Raw genomic sequence first — 18,240 nt, forward strand, 5'->3', positions numbered from 1 at the left:
CCCGCCGCGCCCGCCGCCGGGGGGGGGGGGGGGGGGCGAGCCCCCCCTGCCCCGCCCCGCGGTGATTTTCCGGCTGCCCCGTACGTTGGACGTGCGAGGATTCGGTCCATCAGCCTGACGAAGGAGTGCAGCGAGTGCCCGGCACAAACCTGACCCGTGAGGAGGCCCGCACCCGGGCCGACCTCCTCCACGTGGACGCGTACGACATCGAGCTCGACCTCGGTTCGGCCCGTGAGGGCGGCACCTTCCGGTCCACCACCGTGGTCCGGTTCAGCGCCACCACCCCCGGCGCGGAGACCTTCATCGACCTCGTCGCCCCGAGCGTCGAGGAGATCACCCTCAACGGCGAGCGGCTCGACCCGGCGAGCTTCGTCGACAGCCGCATCCCGCTGCCGGGTCTGGCCGCCGAGAACGAGCTGCGGGTCGTCGCGACCTGCGAGTACACCAACACCGGTGAGGGCCTGCACCGGTTCGTCGACCCGGTCGACGGCGAGACCTACCTGTACAGCCAGTTCGAGGTGCCGGACGCCCGCCGGGTCTTCGCCAACTTCGAACAGCCCGACCTGAAGGCCGCCTTCACGTTCACCGTGACCGCGCCCACGGGCTGGGTCGTGGTCTCCAACTCGCCCACCCCGCAGCCGGCCGGCGAAGGGGACACCCAGGTCTGGGCGTTCGAGCCCACCGGCCGGATCTCCGGCTACATCACCGCGCTCGTCGCCGGCCCCTACGTCGGGGTCTTCGACACCTACGAGAACGGCGAGCAGCGGGTGCCGCTGGGCATCTACTGCCGCCCCTCGCTGCGCGAGTTCCTGGACCCGGAGGCCGTCTTCGAGGTCACCAAGCAGGGCTTCGACTACTTCCAGGAGAAGTTCGACTACCCGTACCCGTTCGCGAAGTACGACCAGCTCTTCGTCCCGGAGTTCAACGCCGGCGCGATGGAGAACGCGGGCGCCGTCACCCTGCGCGACCAGTACGTGTTCCGCTCCAAGGTCACCGACGCCGCGTACGAGGCCCGCGCCGCGACGATCCTGCACGAGCTCGCCCACATGTGGTTCGGCGACCTCGTCACCATGGAGTGGTGGAACGACCTCTGGCTCAACGAGTCCTTCGCGACCTTCGCCGAGGCCGTCTGCCAGGCCGAGGCCCCCGGCTCCAGGTGGCCGCACTCCTGGACCACCTTCGCCAACCAGATGAAGACCTGGGCGTACCGGCAGGACCAGCTGCCGTCCACCCACCCGATCATGGCGGACATCAACGACCTGGAGGACGTCCAGGTCAACTTCGACGGCATCACCTACGCCAAGGGCGCCTCGGTGCTCAAGCAGCTGGTGGCGTACGTCGGCCAGGACGCCTTCTTCCAGGGCGTGCAGGCCTACTTCAAGCGCCACGCCTGGGGCAACACCCGGCTCAGCGACCTGCTCGGCGCCCTTGAGGAGGCCAGCGGCCGCGACCTCAAGGCCTGGTCCAAGGCCTGGCTGGAGACCGCCGGCATCAACGTGCTGCGGCCCGCCGTCACCGTGAACACCGACGGGCAGATCGAGTCCTTCGCGGTGCTCCAGGACGCCCCCGCGCTGCCCGCCGGCGCCAAGGGCGAGGCCGTGCTGCGGCCGCACCGCATCGCGATCGGCCTGTACGAGCTGAACGGCGACGCGCTGGTGCGCACCGACCGGATCGAGCTGGACGTCGACGGCCCGCGCACCGAGGTGCCCGAGCTGGTCGGCCGGCACCGCCCGGCCGTGGTGCTGCTCAACGACGACGACCTCTCGTACGCCAAGATCCGGCTGGACGAGGACTCGCTGGCCGTCGTCACCGAGAACCTCGGCGGCTTCACCGAGTCGCTGCCGCGCGCGCTGTGCTGGGCCTCCGCCTGGGACATGACCCGCGACGGCGAGCTGGCCGCCCGTGACTACCTGTCGCTGGCGCTGTCCGGCATCGGGCGCGAGAGCGACATCGGTGTGGTGCAGTCGGTGCAGCGGCAGGTCAAGCTCGCCCTCGACGCCTACGCCGACCCGCAGTGGCGCGAGCAGGGCCTCGGCCGCTGGGCCGCCGCCGCGGAGGAGCACCTGCGCGCCGCCGAACCCGGCAGCGACCACCAGCTGGCCTGGGCCCGCGCCCTCGCCTCGGTCGCCCGCACCGACGGCCAGCTCGGGCTGCTCGCCGGGCTGCTGGACGGCTCGGCCGAGCTCAAGGGCCTCGCGGTGGACACCGAGCTGCGCTGGACCCTGCTCACCCGGCTCGCCGCCACCGGCCGGGCCGACGAGGCCGCCATCGCGGCCGAGCTGGAGCGGGACAACACCGCGGCCGGCCAGGAGCACGCGGCCACCTGCCGCGCCGCCCGGCCGACCGCCGAGGCCAAGGCCGAGGCCTGGGCGTCGGTGATCGAGTCGGACACCCTGACGAACTACGTGCAGGACGCCGTCATCAACGGCTTCCAGCAGTCCGACCAGCGCGAGCTGATCGCACCGTACGCGGAGAAGTACTTCGCGGCGGTGAAGGGCATCTGGGAGGCCCGCAGCCACGAGATCTCGCAGCAGATCATCGTCGGGCTGTACCCGTCGCTCCAGGTGACGGCCGGGACGCTGGAGGCGACCGACGCGTGGCTGGCCTCGGCCGAGCCGGCGCCGGCCCTGCGGCGCCAGGTCGTCGAGGCCCGGGCGGGCATCGAGCGCGCGCTCAGGGCCCAGGCCGTCGACCGTGCGGCGGGGGCCCGCTGACGGCAGGCCAGTACCCCGAAGGGGCGCCGGACGGAGTCGTCCGGCGCCCCTTCGGGGTTCAGCGGGTTCTGGGTGGTTACTTCTTCTTGCCCTTGCCGTACGGCAGGCCGGCCAGGCCGGCGATCACCGCGAAGGCGACGAGGGGGAGAAACACGTACAGGCCGAGGGTCTGGCCGACGCTCAGGCCGGTACCGGGGTCATCACCGTCGTCCCTGGTGAAGGCCATGGCGGGCGACGACAGCAGCATCATCAGCGTGACCGTTGCGGAGACCGCGCCGGCTCGCAAAGCGTTCCTCTTGTCCACGTTTCCAACTTACCCGCCGCTTATGGGGGCGCGCGCGCCGGGGGTGGGCTGGCCGGACGGGCGCCTGCGGCGGGCCCCGGGAGCCGGGGCGCGCGCCGGGGCGGGTGGTCAGGGGGACGGGGTGCGCGGGGCGAGGAGGTCGGCCAGGAGGCGGGCGGTCGGGGTGGCGGCGAGGTGGTCGAGGGTGACCGGGGCGCCGGTGCCGTCGGCGACCGGCAGGCGCCAGTTCGGGTACTGGTCCCAGGTACCGGGCAGGTTCTGCGGGCGCGGGTCGCCGACCAGGTCCGGCAGCCAGACGCCGACCAGCTGGGCCGGGGTCGCCCGCAGGAAGCCGTACAGCGCGGGCACCGACAGCGGCTCGCCCGGCCGGAGCAGCCCCAGCCTGGCCAGTTCCGCCCGCCAGTCGGCCAGCTCCGCCGCCGCCTGCGCCTGCTCCTCCCCCAGCGGCCGGGCCAGCAGCCCGAGCCGGTGCCGCAGCTCGACGTGCTCGCCCGAGAGCCGGGCGGCGGTGCTGGGCAGGTCGTGGGTGGTGAGGGTGGCCAGGCAGCCCGGCCGCCAGCGGTCCGGGGGCAGGACGGCGCCGTCGGCCCGCCAGTCCCGCTCGAACCAGAGGACGGAGGTGCCGAACACGCCGCGCGCCGCCAGCTCCTCCCGCACGCCCGGCTCGACCGTGCCGAGGTCCTCGCCGATCACCGCCGTCCCGGCCCGGTGCGCCTCCAGCGCCAGCACCCCGAGCATCGCCTCCGCGTCGTACCGGACGTACGCGCCCTCGGTGGGCGGGTGTCCGGCCGGCACCCACCAGAGGCGGAACAGGCCCATCACGTGGTCGATCCGCAGGGCCCCGGCGTGCCGGGCGACACCCCGCAGCAGCTCGGCGTACGGCGCGTAACCGGCCTCGGCGAGGGCGTCCGGACGCCAGGGCGGCAGGCCCCAGTCCTGGCCGTGGGCGTTGAAGGCGTCCGGCGGGGCGCCGACCGCGATGCCGCCGGCCAGCACGTCCTGGAGGGCCCAGGCGTCCGCGCCGTCGGGGTGGACGCCGACGGCCAGGTCGTGGATCAGACCGACCGCCATGCCGGCCTCGCGGGCGGCCCGCTGGGCGGCGCCGAGCTGCTGGTCGACCTGCCAGGCGAGCCAGCGGTGGAACTCGACCCGGTCCCCGAGCTCCTTCTCCGCCTGCCCGGTCTGTGGGCCGTCCGGGTGACGCAGGCCCTTCGGCCAGTGGTGCCAGTCGGGGCCGTGCTCCTCGGCCAGGGCGTTCCACAGGGCGTGCCGGCGCAGCCACTCGCCCTCACGGCGCAGGTACGCCTCGTACCCGGCCTGCCGACCGGGGCCGCGCGGCACCTCGTGCAGCAGTTCCAGGGCCTCGCGCTTGAGCCGCCAGACGGCGTCGCGGTCGATCAGCCCGTCGTGGCCGAGCACCTCCTCGCGCAGCCGGGCGGCGCGGCGGGTCAGGTCCTCGGCCCGGTCGCGCCGGTCGCCGTCCAGGTGGGCGTACTCGGGGACGGCCTCGATCCGCAGGTGCACCGGGTCGGCGAAGCGGCGGGAGGAGGGGCGGTACGGGGAGGGGTCGGACGGGCTGGTGGGCAGGCCCGCGTGCAGCGGGTTGATCTGCACGAAGTCCGTGCCGAGGGCGGCGCCCGCCCACTGCGCCAGCTCGGCGAGGTCGCCGAGGTCACCCATGCCCCAGGAGCGGTCGGACAGCACCGAGTACAGCTGGGCGAGGAACCCCCAGCCGCGGCCGGGGAGCGGCGGCAGCCGCTCGGGGGCGACGATCAGCACGGCACGGGCCGTCCGCCCCTCGCTGTGGGCGGTGAGCACGTGCCGTCCCAGCGGCAGGTCACCGGGCACCCAGTGCGAGTGGCCCCGCGGCAGCTCCCAACTCCCGCCGTCCTCCAGCTCGATGTGCAGCCGCGCGTCCGCCGGCAGGTCCAGGGCGGTGCGCCGGCCCTGCCGGACCACCACGCAGGGCGGCAGCAACCGGCCCCGCTGCTCGGCCCGGTGGCGCTCCAGCGCCGCCTCCGTCTCCTCCGGCGTCCCGGCCGCGACCCCCATCGCCGCCAGCACCGCGACCAGCGTCCGCGCCCCCACCGACTGCCCGCCCGGCCCCGGATGCCGGGTGTCCACCCCGTACGCCCGCGCCAGCGCCACCAGTCGGGCGGGCGGCGGCGGGGCGTCCTGTGCCGGTACCTGCCCGGCTCCGTCACTGTCGTGGTAAGCGGCCACTCGCGGCTCCTGCGCTGTCTCGGCTACGCCCGTTCAGGACGACCCCTTTCCTACCCGGGTGACACCTCGATCACCCAGCGCGACACGGCGGCGGCCCCGCCGAGCGCGGCGCGAGGCCCCGCCAGCCTTGAAGGGCTGCGGCGCCCACACGAGGATCTCGCGAGGGCGCCGCCGTACAACCGCGCTTCCTTGCAAAGCGTCAGAAATCCCTTGATGGGAAGGTTTTGGATACGGGAACAGGCATACCGTCCAGCACCTGAGCCCGTTCCAAAATTCGATCTTGAGCGCACGGCAGGTATCCGTCCCGCACCCGAGGCGCACGGGGCGCGGCCCCGATTGTGGGCTATTGCCACGGCCCGCGGCTCAGGCTCGACGAAATCGGACCGCCCCCCTTCGCGCCCGACACGGACCGGCGTCGTCCTGTCACAGGTGATCAAAAGTCGCGGGCACGGACCCGGCAAGATCATTGAACCAAGTCCGTGCCGCGAAGCTCTACAGTCAGAGGAATTCCCTGCCGATTCCCCCTCAGAGGACAGTTTCTGATCCCGAAAAGCCAGGAGTTCCCCGCCCAACTCTCACCATGCCGCGAACCGAGCTCGACCGAAAACCGTCGACCTCACCCGCGCCTTGCTTTCCCCGTCGCACCTTCCTTCACGCATCGCTCAAGAGCTTCGACATACTCAGGGCCCAGGGATTCCAGTCGAGACCTGATCCACTGCCGCCCGGGGATCCCAAGCGCCGCCCAGCGCCAGGAGAGGGCATGCCTCGGCCCTCGCTGCCGGGCGAATACCCCCCTCCCCAATGATCCTGCGAATCCATGGCAAATGTCCGCGATCATATAGACATCACCCTGAAAAGATTCGCCAGTATGGCCGCCCTCATGCGGAGCAACCACAACACCCTCCCTGGCCAGGGATCGAATCTCAAGGAGACCCTGCGTAAGCAGAGCCGCAACAACATCCCTGGGCGTGCACCTAGCCATCACAAACCTCTGATATAAATTGGCGTCTCCCACGATATCCCACCGAGACCTGTACGTTCGTTATACTCCGCCCGACTAATCAGTTCAGCAGCCCTATGGTTTCCGTTCTGCATCGCCCCATTCCGCCCCACAGTGAGGTAGCCTCCGTCTTTCGGTCGAAGAACGGAATTAAGAAGCTTTCGCGAAGTGAGCCTGGAGATTGCCCGAGCCTTCGCGGGACTATCCGGCGTCCCGCCTACGTCCGGGAGTTTGATCCCACGAAGATCCCCCACCGTCGCGTTCGGTTCCTTGCCAAAAACTCTCGCCAGTAAACCGGGGGTTGCAGGCTCGCAGTTGCTGTTGTGAACGAGGACCGGCGCCGCCCCTGCCACAACGTAGTACGTGTGGAGGAGGTTGACGGTGAGGTTGTGGGTGGTGACGGCGTAGGGGTAGTTGCGGACGGACTGGATGGTGAGGGTGGTGCCGTCGGGCTTGCGGAGCTGTTCACCGGAGGTGAGTTCTCCGGCGTCGACCCACTGCTGGCGGGTCTCGCTCCAGTAGGGGTGGTGGTGAGTGGAAGTGATCTTCGCCTGGTCGTCGGCCGGGGGGCCGCGGGGGCCGGCGTCGTCGGTGAGGGTGAGGTCGGTGAAGTCCTTGTCGTCGGGGGTGGTGATCGTGGCAGTGACGGGTTCGGGGTGGGTCTCGCCGGTCTGGGGGTCGGTCGCCATGACGACGTCGCCCTCGTGGACCTCCTCGATCGGCTTGAGAGTGCCGTCCCCCATCAGGACCTGAGTCCCAGTCTGGAAGCTGTTGCGGATGCAGCTCGCGGCGACCGAATCATCGGCGCCCTTGGCCGCGGCGTTGGGCTCTGTTCCTGGTGCGTCGACCGCTGTTTCTTTTGCTGCTTTTTCCTCTGCCGCCTTGGCTGCCGCTCTCTCGGCCGCTCTGGCCTCGTCCCCGGCCGTCCTGGCAGCGACGTACGCGGCCTCGGCCTCCTTGGAGGCGCGTTCGCCGAGCCGGATGGCGGTGTAGGCCTTCTCGATCTCCTTGTAGATCTTGGTGGCCTGGATGAACACCTTGACGACCTTGAAGATCTTGCCCCAAGGCACCACGTTGAGTGCGGTGTTGATGCAGCCCATCACGTCGCCCTTGGTGAAGCAGTCACGGGCGTCGTTGAAGCCGATCAGATCGCCGACGATGTCGACCACCTTGTGCACGAGCTCATCGCGCTTGTGCTTGCTCGCGCGCAGGGCCTGGTCGGCGGCGTCCTTCTTGTTCTTCGTGTCGTCCTCTGCCGGCGTGCTGGTGCTGCCCGGTCCCGGGGAAGGCGAACCGGTAGCTTCGGGCTTGGGGGACATGTTGCCGTTGGAGTCCCAGTGGAAATCGGAGCACTGCGGTTCGCAATCGGGGTGCAGACCACTGGCATCCGACTTGTTGATCGGGCTGTTGTTCGCGTACGCGTAGGCGTTCCACTGCTGGGGGTCGCCGGCGTCCATGATCGGGTCGGGGCTGATGAAGCGGCCCGTCTTGGGGTCGTACTCGCGCGCACCGAGGAGGGTGAAGCCTGTCGACTTCTCCTTGGTGCCACCCACGAACCCCTTGTCACCGGCCCAGACGCCCGTCGCGGGCTGGGTGCCTCGCTCGTTGCCGAACGGGTCGGTGAGGCGGCGGACATGGGCGAGGGTCGCCGAGTCGAACTGGACACCGTTGGTGCCGTGCGGGTCCGCGCCCTGGTACGCCAGCTTGGACGCGCCGTTGGTGGTGGTGCGGGTGATGGAGAGGCCGTTGGGCGCCGCGTAGGTGCGGACGTTGGTGGCCACTCCGTTCTCCAGCGTCAGCTGGTCCGCGCCCAGGCTGAGCGTGACCTTGCCGGCCTCGCGGCGGATCAGCTGGTTGCCTGAGGCGTCGTAGACGTAACTGGTCGCGCCGTTCTGGCCGGTGCCGGTGATCTGGTCGAGCTTGCCCTGGGCGTTCCAGGTCAGCGTCCTGGTGCCCGGGGTGTCGGTGATCGACGTGGTGTTGCCTGCGGCGTCGTACGTGTAGGAGGTGACCGCGGTGCCGGCCGGGCCGGTCTGCGTGGACTTCATCAGCGCGTGCGGGCCGCCCGTGCCGCCGCCCGTCTTCGGGTCGGAGGACGGGGTGTTGGGGCCGGTGCCGAAGGTCTGGGTGGTGGTGACGTCCTTGGTCGCGTTGCCCGTGACGTCCTTCTGGACCAGCTTCGTGCGGTTGCCGATGAGGTCGTACTCGTACTGCTGCCAGTACGGGGCGGGCCCGCCGATGCTGGGCTTGCCCGCGCTCACCGACGGGCCGTCGGTGTTGGCACAGGCCCCGACTGCCGGCACGCTCGGCTGCGGCTTGGTGGTCTGGGTGCCGGTGTCGGTCCAGGCCTGGGTGAGCCTCCCGAGGTAGTCGTGGGTGAAGCACTGCAGGTCGGCGACCTGGCCGTCCTGGGCGTCGCGGGCCGAGGTGACCTGGCCCAGCGGGTTGTAGGTGTAGTCGACGGCGTCGACATTCGCTGTCGCGGCGGTCTGCTTGTCCAGGACCGAACGCGTCACCCGGCCCGTGGCGTCGTCGATCAGCACGGTGGCGACCACCTGCGCACCGGCGCGGCCCACGGTGGTGCGGTACGGCCGGCCGTAGGGGTCGTAGCGGACGTCGGCCACGAATGTCGTGGTCGCGACGCCGATGGTGCTGGAGAGGCCACCGAACTGACCGACCGTGTCCGTGGCGAAGGTCAGAGTCTCCCGCCCCATACCGGCCACCGCCGGCATGGTCGTGGTCAACAGGCGGCCTGCGGCATCGTAGGTATTGTCGGTCTGATAGACGCCCGCGAGACCGCTCTCCACCCCCGTCCCCGAGATGGTGGTCTTGGTGCCGCGTTCGCGGTATCCGATGTCGTAGCCGGTGATCTCCGACTTGAAGACCTGCCCGCTTGCGTTACGGGTCGAGGACGTCGGCTTTCCCTTGGCGAGGGTGTCGTAGGTCCAGGAAGCGACCTGCTTGGCCGAGTCGGTCGTCGCGCCCTCGTAGGCCGCGATGTTACGGCCGAGCAGGTCGGTGACGCTGGTGGCGCTCTTGCCTCGGGAGTCCGTGACGGTGACGAGGTTCTTGCTGTCGTCGTACGTGGTCGTCCCGGTACCCGAGTCCGGGTCGGTGGACTTCACCGGACGGCCCAGCAGGTCGTACTCGTACGTCCACTGGTTGCCGGCCCCGTCCTTCCGCCAGGCCTCCTTGCCTTCCGGCGTGTAGCCGTAGGTAGTCTCGTCGTACGCGCCGGTCGGGGTGTTGGACTTGTACTGGCGCAGGGCGACCGTCCTGCCGCGGGCGTCCGACACCGTCGCGCTGGCGTAGCCGCCGGCCGGCGGGGTGGTGCGGACCTCGTCGGCTCCGGGAAAGTCCGTGTGGGAGCGCCACTGCTCGACGCCGTAGGACTGGAGGACCGAGTCGGTCACCCGGCCGGCGCCGTCGTACTTCTCGACGGTCTGGGACGGAATCTTGCTGTCCGGGTTAACCCCGCCGTTGGGCAGGAAGAGCTGACCGCTGGGCGATGCCTGATCGTTGTAGTAGGCGGCGCTGGTCTTGATCTGCCAGCCGTGCGAGTCGAACAGCGCATCGGTGATCATGCGGCCGGTGGCCCCCGAGGGGCTGCTGGCCTGGGTCTGGCGGATCCGGCCGAGGCCGTCGTAGATGGTGAAACTGGAGGTGTAGGTCTCCTCCTTGGTTGACATGTCACCCATCAAGGCCTGGGTGAGGACGTGCGAGGGCGCGTTGGAACCGTTGACCGAGTAGGAGAACCTACGGTTGGGACGGTTGGGGTATGTCGCGCGGTCATTGCCGGGACTCCAGCCCGCCACCGCCCGACCAAGGGAGTCGAACTCCTGCTCGCCGACCCGGCCGTTCTCGTCCTTGATCTTGAGTGCCGAGCCGCGACCCACGTCGAGGGTGCTGACGGTCTGCCAGCCCAACGGGTTGGTGTGGGTCACCTGGGTCGGCAGCTGACCGGTGGCCGGCGAGTAGGCCGTCTTGGTCTCGGCACCGGACGGATGAGCGGCGTCGGTGCGGGTCGGGTCGACGGTGCTGACGACCCGGCCGTAGGCGTCGAAGCTCGCCCGGGCGGTGGTCCGGTAGACCGGCTGGCCCGTCGCGTCGTAGCGCTCCAGGACCTCGGTCGAGGTCTGTTCGGCCTTGGCGTCGACCTTGCCGAGGCCTTGGCTGTCGAAGTAGGAGCGGGTGTCGGCGACCGTGTTGTCCTTGGTGGCGGTCTGCCCGCAGGCTCCCCTGAGCACCAGGGTGCGCGAGGCCAGCTGCGTCGGCACGCCGCCGGGGCCGGTGGCGTACTCGAAGGAGGTGCAGAGCAGCTGCTCGGGGTGCGTGACGTCGCCGTTGTCGTAGACCGTCAGTGGCCGGGCGAACACCGTCGAGTCGTACGTGGTGGAGCGCTCACTGGTCCGCCAGTTGCCGTTGGCCAGCTTCGCCCGGTTGGTCACCTTGAGGGCGTTGACGGCCCGGGCGGTGATCGCGGGCATGCCGCCGGACTGGTTGCGGGTGGCCGTGATCGGACCGATCCACGGATCGGTCACCATGGTGGACAGCAGCTCGCCGTTGTCACCGGTGTAGCTGGAGGAGTCCCGGACGAAGCCGGCCAGGACGTTCTCGTCCTTGATGGTGCCGCCGTGCGCGTCCGGCACGGACACCTGGCGGGTCGTGCCGTTGGCGAGGACGTCGCCGTCCATGCCGCGCAGGAAGGTGGCGACCGACTTGGTGCGCGGCGCCTCGACATCGCTGCCGCTGCCGGTGCGGGTGGTCACCGTCGCGTACCCGCGGAACTGGTCCCAGGTGCGGAACTTGGGGTCGGCCGTCTCGGAGTCGTTGCGGTGCCAGGCCGCGCCGCCGCCGTACTCGTAGTCGGTGACGACCATGGGCTGGCCGCCGGCGACCGAGTCCTCCTGGGTCACCGACTTCACGACGATCTTGTTGAACCAGTCGTTCACCGGATCCGGCGCCGTCTGCCCCGGCAGGTACCACTTGACCGGCATACAGGCCAGCGTGTTGCCGTCCTCGGAGGCCGGCATCTTCCCGCCGGCCTCGCGCGAGCACTCGGCGGGCTGGTAGACGACGTTGACCAGGCCACCGGTCTCGGTGGTGATCTTCTGGATGCGCGGACGCTTGTAGGGCTCGACGGATGCCTTGTTGCCGTCCGGCTGGGTGATCTGGCCCGCGACGCGGTTGGCGATCTGCAGCGGCTGGAAGTACACCGCCGGCAGCGTGAGCGGCGTGCGGTTGTTGCTTCCGGTGCGCTGGACCGAGTCGAGCCACAGCGACGGCGAGGTGCCGTCACCCGGGTCCTGGAAGGACTGGTTGAGGGCGAAGGAGTCGACCGACCGGTACTTCGCGCCGTCCCAGACCTCGGTGTCGATCTTCGTCATCCGCTTGGTCGTCCAGAAGGTCGGCGAGTAGACGGTGCAGTCACCGGTGTCCTTGCAGTCCTGGTCGACCGGGGTGTCCGGCCAGCGCTTGGCGTTGGCCTTGGTCCGCAGGGACGGGTCGCAGCTGAAGTCCTTGTCCGCCAGGCAGCGCTCGGCGGTCCGGAACCACACCTGGGCGGCCGGGTTGGCCTTGCCCTTGGCCGCGATCTGGTCGGGCAGGCGCTGGCCGTAGCCGACCCACGTCGGGTAGCTCGCCCGCTCGTACTTGGTCCGGGTGCCGTTGCCGTTGTTCTGGCCGCCGCCCCGGGCGTAGTAGTTCTGCTCCTGGTCGTACCGGTAGGTGATCAGGTTCTGGTGCGGGTCGACCACGTAGTCCAGCGACCACTGCCAGCCCATCTGGTTCCAGGAGTTGGTGGCCGGCGAGCCGGTCTTCAGGCACGGGTCCTGACCGCCCGGCCAGTAGATCGGTACGGTGGAGACCGAGTTGCTGGCCTGGTCGGTGCCGTCGCCACCGGGCAGGTGGTTGGCACCGAAGTAGAACTGGACGCCCTCGGTGGTGGTGATCCGCCAGGCCTCGCCGTTCCAGGCGCCGTTGTTCTGGCCGGTCAGCCGCTCGACCTTGGTGCCGTCCTCGCCCTGGAGGTGCCACTCGCAGGACTTGTCGTCCTTGACCAGCTGGCCCGCGTGGCCCGCGAGCGAGAGCTGGAGCAGGTCGCCGCCCCAGCACTGGTCGCCCGACTTGTCGATCCCGGCGTCCTTGCAGCCCTTGTAGCCGCGGACGATGGAGCCCGGGTGCCACGCCCAACCCTCACCGATCCAGGAAGGCTGGGCGTTGGTCGACGCGGTCTTGCCGTCCACCGCGGACGAGTCGTAACCGAGCGAGACGTCCGGGGCCGGGCCGGCCAGCGCCGAGGGCAGCTCGACGGTGTAACCGTAGGTGAAGTTGCCCGCGTTGGAGCCGGACTGCCAGGAGGCGGACGGGGTGATCGGCGAAGCCGTGAAGTCACCGCCGCTGCCCTTGGTGCCCGCCTCGACGGCGAGCGCCACCGTGGGGGACGCGACGCCCGGCGCCCCGAAGGCCCCCGAGGCGAGGGCCTTGCCGACGGCGGGGGTGGCCGGCTGCGGGACGTCGACCTCGGCCACCAGACGGCCGGTCGAACCGTCCCGGTGGGACGCCACCGGCGTGCGCGTGTCGCAGCCGGTGGCCCCCGGAGTCGTCAGCGCGCAGCCGGGCAGCTGGACGATCCGAGCACGCGACGCCCAGTTGGCGCCGGCGTTCTCCGCCCAGGCCTGGATGTCGATCCCGACCTCGACCCGCCCGGCACCGGACCCCTGGCCGGTATCGGTGACGCCCACCAGCGCGCCGTTCACGCCCGCGGCGTCGGTGCGGGCCTGGTCGGCCAGCTCGATCCGGAGCGCGGGCGAAGCGTCATCGGCCGCCGGAGCGGTTCGGGCCGCCGTCTTCGGGCCGGGCACCGGAGCGATCCAGACCGGAAGGGATCCGGCCTGGATCGGAACCGAGGTCGGCGTCGCGCCGGCTGCCGACGACGCCTTGGCCGCGGCGCCGCCGAGGACGGCGGTGGCCGTTCCGGACGGCGGGCTGGAGTCGGCCGGTGGCGACCACTTCACACCGGGGTCCGGCGTGTGGCCGGCGGGCTTGCCGTCGGCGCCCTTCACCGGCTGGACCTCGGGCACCGGCGTGTTCGGCGGCACCCACACCTCCGGTGGGGCCTCCGCATGGGCGACCGCCTCCAGCGAAGGGAGCGTCACCCCGGACATGGTGACGGCCAGAGCCGCCACCACGGCCACGCGCGAACTTCGTATTCGGGTCAACAGGCTTATGGATCTGGACAATTGATCCCCTCTTGGGATTTTCCAAAAGCTTGACCGGCGCCGATCGCACCGGCACGGGCCCCGGAACCCTAGAGGCACACGACCCACCCAAGGCAGGAAAGAAGAGAATCACCCCGCGTGACTCATGTCACACAGAGAGCAATGTGTCACCACCCCCGACAAGTCGGACAACTTGTCGACATAACCCTTTGACAGTGGAGCAGTTGTGAAGGCAGCGTGCGGCCGATCTCTGCTCACATCACCCGACGACAGGGGGGCTTTCATGTCGAGGTCGCATTCGCCATCTCCTTCCGTTTTGAGACGACCTATGGGAATACGGACATTCCGCGCGGCAATTCTGCCGCTCGCCTGCACGGCCGTCCTTTCCCTGGGCGCCGGGCTGTTGGCGGTGCCTGGTACCGCGGTGGCGGCTTCGGACGACCGCAACCACGGCCCCGCCGACACTTCGTGGCCCACGCCTCCGGCCAATGGACAGCCCGGCTCCACCTCGGCACAGACCGAGGCGATTCGCGCCGCCCAGGCGAAGGCGAAGAGCACCGGAAAGCCCGTGGTGGTCGACTCCATGACCACGGGCGGCAGCCAGACCACCGCCAACCCTGACGGCACGCTGACCACCGACTCCTCCCCCGTGGTGGAGCGGGTCAAGAACGCCGACGGCACCTGGCGCACCGTGGACGCGACCCTGCGGGCCAACCCCGACGGCACGGTCGCACCCGCCGCCGTACCGTCCGGCCTCACCTTCTCCGGCGGCGGCAACGGCCCGCTGGCCACCATGGCGACGGCCGACGGCAAGAAGCTGTCGATCAAGGCGCCGTTCAACCTGCCGAAGCCCGAACTCATCGGCAGCAGCGCGCTCTACCGCTCCGTCCTGCCCGATGTCGACCTGGAGCTGGCCGCCACCGCCGCGGGTGGCTGGCGCCAGGTCCTGATCGTCCGCACCGCGCAGGCGGCGGCCGACCGAGGATCACGAAGCTCCACCTCGACACCACCGCCGACGGACTGACCGTCAAGGCGGACGCCAACGGCAACCTGTCGGCGGAGGACGCCTCCGGCAAGGCCCGTTTCACCGCGCCGACTCCGGTCATGTGGGACTCGTCCACGGCCCCCGCCACGGACACCCAGCCCACGGCCGCGGCCAAGTCCGCCGCCGCGCCGGCTGCGGACGGTTCCCCTGCCACGGCCGTCTCCGACAGCAAGGCCCCCGGCCCCGGCGCCAGGACCGCGCCGATCGCCACCACCGTCAGCGGCGGCGGCATCGACCTGGTTCCGGACGCCTCGCTCCTCGCCCAGGGCACCGGCCCCTGGTTCATCGATCCGGGCTGGAACCCCAGCGTCGACAACGGCACCCAGGCCTGGGCCCAGGTGCAGTCGGCCTACCCGGAGACGATGGAGTACAACGGCACCAAGGACGGCCAGGACACACCCGCGGCCGGCTACTGCGGCTACATCGCCAACACGAACAACCGCTGTGACAAGGAAGGCAAGGAGCGGGCCTACTTCCAGGTCGGTCTGAACTCGGCGTTCTGGGACTCGACCGTCCTCAGTGCCAAGCTCTACGCCACCGTCGCGATGTCGTCCAGCCCCTCGACCTCCACCCCGATGGGCCTCTACTCGACCGGGGCCGGCAACAACAACCCGATCAACCAGTGGACGCGCTGGAACGCCCAGCCGTGTCTCCAGCTGGGAAACTGCTCCAAGGTCGGCATGAACTGGATCTCCGGCGGTGGCGGCAAGGAGTTCGACGTCTCCAGCCAGATGGTCCAGGCCGCGCGTGAGCACTGGGGGGGATGGACGTTCATGTTCGCCCCGGACGACGAGAACAACAAGTACTTCCACCAGCGGTTCGCCAACAACCCGCACGTCGTCGTGACCTACGACTTCACGCCCCACATCGGCTCCCCCGCGACCAGTCCGACCCCGGGCTTCGCGGGTAACGCGGCATCCAGCGAGTGTCAGACCCCCGGCACCGCCAACCCCTGGGACAACCCGGGCTGGGTCGGGATCAACACCGACATCAACCTGAGCGTGGACACCTGGTCGCCGACCGGCGAGCAGCTCTGGACGTCGTTCAAGATCTGGGACGACGACAACGGCTCCTCCAAGCTCTACGAGACCGGCTGGGCGGCGAGTTCAGGCCGTAAGAACGCGAGCGTCGGGTCACTGATCGACGGTCACCAGTACGGCTGGTTCGCCGCCACCACCGACGGCACGCTCACCAGCGCGAACAGCCCGATGTGCTTCCTGCGCATCGACCGCACCCCGCCGACCGCCCGGATCACCTCGACGGACTTCCCCGAGTCGGGCACCCTCGGCGGGCACCCCAAGCTCGTCGGCCAGGACGGCTACTTCACCCTGACCGGCACCGACCCGGCCCCGGCCACCGGCGGTCGCTCCTCCGGGCTGGCCTGCGCCCGTTGGACCACCGATCCGATCCAGGCCGCGGCCACCGGGTGGAAGTGCACCGACGGCGGGAACGTCATCAACAAGATGGAGGACGACGGCAGCTTCCGGCTGAAGTACTTCGCCAACCGCTGGGGGACGAACATCCTCTACCTGCAGACCCAGGACAACGCCGGCAACATGTCCCAGCCGGTCGCGTACTCCTTCTTCGTCCCGAGCAACCCCGCCGCGGGTGACCCGATCATGGGCGACATCGACGGCGACCGGAAGGCCGACGTCCTGCTGCCGGACGGCACAGGTTCACTGCGGCTGGTCGGTGCGAACGCCGACCCGTACGCAGCCCCGAACACCACACCCTCCTCGGCCCCCGGAGCGGACGGCAACCAGGACTGGAGCACGGTCCAGATCACCCACCGGGGTTCCTTCAGCAGCCGGAACGTCGACGACCTGATCGCCCATGCCCCCGGTGACGCCAGTCTCTACCTGTACGCCAACGACGACACTGCGGGTCACCTCGACGGTCAGGCGAAGTACCAGCTGTCGAAGAGCCGCACGTGCATGCTGCCGGACGGCGCCGAGATCGGCTGCGGTACTTACCGGTACGGCACGGACTGGTCCGCGGTCACTCAGATCGCGGCGTTCGGCTCTCCCACCGGTGACACCCCCGTGGATCCCGGGACACCCACGGCCGGTCTGCCGCACTCGTCACTGCTCTTCGTCGAGAACGGCTGGCTGTGGCTCGGCCAGCAGGCAACGAACAAGCACCTCGACGGCCCGTCCATCCTGCTGTCACAGAGTCCGAAGTGGGACAACTACGAACTGATCACCCCAGGCCCCGCCAAGGGGACGAACATCCCGACGGTGTGGGCCCGGTCCAAGTCCGACGGCACCATCCACGCCTATCAGCTGGCCCTCACCCCCGGGGGCGCCTTCGACGCTTCCGCGTTCGACGACCCCGACAAGGGGTGGCTGGCCAGCGGCGTCGACGCCAAGCTCTACCCGAAGGTGGGCTCCAACGGCGACCTCACCGGCGACGGCATCCCGGACCTCTGGGCCGTGGACACCAACAACCAGTTGATCGCCTGGGCCGGCGTCGGGACCAAGGCCCCGAATGTCAACAGCGGCGCGACGGTGACCGGCCTGGACAAGACCCCGGTCGTGCTCGGCAACCTCAACCGCCCGATCGGCAACTGGCTCGCGGCCCCCGACGGCACCAACACCGTCCCCGACGGCCAGAAGCACGCCAACGGCACGGCCTCGGGTGTCAGTTGGATCAACAACGAAACCGTGGACGGCCGGTTGATCACGGTGGGCGCATTCAGCCCCGGGGCCGCTTCGAACATAACCATGTCGGGCCCCGTGGTCGACACCCGCAAGAGCTTCACCGTCTCCACCTGGGCCAAGTCCGGCCCCGTCGGCGGCGTGATCGCCAGCCAGGAGACCGGGCACGGCAGCACCTTCCTGCTGTACAGCGACGGCGCGGGCAAGAACTGGCGCTTCGCCCTGGCGTACGGTGACGACGACGGCTGGTCGTACGACTTCACCGACACCGAGAACGCCGCCGCCCAGGTCCACCCCGGGGTCTGGACCCGACTGACCGCCTCCTACAACGCCGGTACCGGAGCGATAGCGCTCTACGTCGACGGCGTCCTGGCGGGCACCAAGGTCCACCGGGCGAGCACCAGCCCGGCGTCCTCGGGGCCGTTCACCCTGGGCCGGTACAGGTACCAGTCCAAGCCGAGCACCAGCTTCGACGGCAGCATCAGCAGCACCGCCGTCTACCCGTTCGCGGTGGCGCCGACCGCGCCGAACGCGACCAGCGTCATCCGCTCGGGCGTCAACGCCGGCATGTGCCTGGACGACGTCAACGCGAGCACCGTCAACGGCAACCCGATCCTGCTGGTGGGATGCAACGGCACCCCGGCGCAGCAGGTCGCGCTCGGGAACGACGGCTCCGTCCGTGTCAACGGCGGGTGCATCGCCCCGGTGAACGCCGGCACCGTGAACGCCACGCAGCTGGAGTACCACAACTGCGACGGCACCGCGGCGCAGAAGTGGGTCCCGCTCGCGAACAACGGGCTGTACCACCCGGCCTCCGGTCGCTGCCTCGACCTTCCGGGCGGGCAGGCGACCAGTGGCGCCCGGCTCCAGCTGTTCGACTGCGCCTACGGCACCAGCCAGCAGTGGAGCATGCCGACGCTGAACTCGGCCGTGCTGCCCGCGCCGCCACGCTCCTGACCTCGGGGTTCTGAGCAGGGCCAGGGCCCGCGTCGCGATCGGCGGCGCGGGCCCGACGCGTTCCCCGGGCCGGCCGGAGGGACAACGGACAAGGGGACTAATCACAGCAAACCAGGCATA

General features: G+C 70.2%; 6 protein-coding genes. 3 read left to right on the forward strand and 3 right to left on the reverse strand.

Going from position 1 to position 18,240, the window contains the following annotated elements:
• Positions 1-134 precede the first annotated feature (134 nt).
• Positions 135-2,714, forward strand: coding sequence for an aminopeptidase N (gene pepN / locus ACFRAR_RS05135; protein ID WP_380694933.1), 2,580 nt, complete (start codon positions 135-137; stop codon positions 2,712-2,714).
• A gap of 76 nt (positions 2,715-2,790) precedes the next feature.
• Here pepN and ACFRAR_RS05140 read toward each other — a convergent pair whose 3' ends face one another.
• The 3 genes from ACFRAR_RS05140 to ACFRAR_RS05150 all read right to left on the reverse strand — a co-directional run bounded on the left by ACFRAR_RS05140 (position 2,791) and on the right by ACFRAR_RS05150 (position 13,437).
• Positions 2,791-3,018 carry a hypothetical protein gene (locus ACFRAR_RS05140; protein ID WP_380694935.1) on the reverse strand — a complete coding sequence of 76 codons (228 nt, stop codon included), beginning with the start codon at positions 3,016-3,018 and terminating at the stop codon, positions 2,791-2,793.
• 108 nt (positions 3,019-3,126) lie between these two features.
• Positions 3,127-5,241 carry a 4-alpha-glucanotransferase gene (gene malQ, locus ACFRAR_RS05145; protein WP_380694937.1) on the reverse strand — a complete coding sequence of 705 codons (2,115 nt, stop codon included), beginning with the start codon at positions 5,239-5,241 and terminating at the stop codon, positions 3,127-3,129.
• Between the two features lie 981 nt (positions 5,242-6,222).
• Positions 6,223-13,437, reverse strand: coding sequence for an RHS repeat-associated core domain-containing protein (locus ACFRAR_RS05150; RefSeq protein WP_380694939.1), 7,215 nt, complete (start codon positions 13,435-13,437; stop codon positions 6,223-6,225).
• Positions 13,438-13,870: 433 nt separating this feature from the next.
• Between ACFRAR_RS05150 and ACFRAR_RS05155 the strand changes: the two genes are divergently transcribed.
• Positions 13,871-14,485, forward strand: coding sequence for a hypothetical protein (locus ACFRAR_RS05155; RefSeq protein ID WP_380694941.1), 615 nt, complete (start codon positions 13,871-13,873; stop codon positions 14,483-14,485).
• An 80-nt stretch (positions 14,486-14,565) separates the two neighbouring features.
• Positions 14,566-18,120, forward strand: coding sequence for a ricin-type beta-trefoil lectin domain protein (locus tag ACFRAR_RS05160; RefSeq protein WP_380694943.1), 3,555 nt, complete (start codon positions 14,566-14,568; stop codon positions 18,118-18,120).
• Positions 18,121-18,240: the final 120 nt, after the last annotated feature.

The sequence above is a fragment of the Kitasatospora sp. NPDC056651 genome, from assembly GCF_042792155.1.
Taxonomy (GTDB): Bacteria; Actinomycetota; Actinomycetes; order Streptomycetales; family Streptomycetaceae; genus Kitasatospora.